Source organism: Xanthobacter autotrophicus, assembly GCF_030015065.1.
Classification (GTDB): Bacteria; Pseudomonadota; Alphaproteobacteria; order Rhizobiales; family Xanthobacteraceae; genus Xanthobacter; species Xanthobacter autotrophicus_D.
Window position 1 is genome coordinate 1 of record NZ_JAIVFN010000518.1, and the last position, 404, is coordinate 404.

The following is a 404-nucleotide window of genomic DNA, read 5'->3' on the forward strand; positions in this document are numbered from 1 at the left end:
GCCCTCCCCCACAAGCGGGAGAGGGTTCACGGCGGATCCCGGTCAGGACCGGGGCTTTCACAACCGGGGCCGCCCCAGTTGGCACATCCCCCCTGAATCTTGCTAGACACCCGCCATCCAACCGAAAGGACCAACCATGAGCATCGAGAGGCTCGACAAGGGCCGCCGCATGAGCGAAGCCGTGATCCACGGCAACACCGTCTATCTCGCCGGCCAGGTGGCCGAGGGGCCGGACGTGGAAAGCCAGACCAGGGCCGTCCTCGCCTCCATCGACGCCCTTCTCGCCCGCGCCGGCACCGACAAGTCGCGCCTCCTCACCGCCACCATCTGGCTGTCGGACATCGCCAATTTCTCCGGCATGAACGCCGTGTGGGATGCCTGGGTCGATCAGGACAACCCGCCCG

The 404-nt window shown here is 67.1% G+C and carries 1 protein-coding gene; it reads left to right on the plus strand.

Annotated features, from left to right (window positions below):
* Window positions 1-136 precede the first annotated feature (136 nt).
* Window positions 137-404: RidA family protein (locus tag K9U40_RS24305; protein ID WP_282892602.1), on the plus strand; the 268-nt coding region annotated here is incomplete at its 3' end.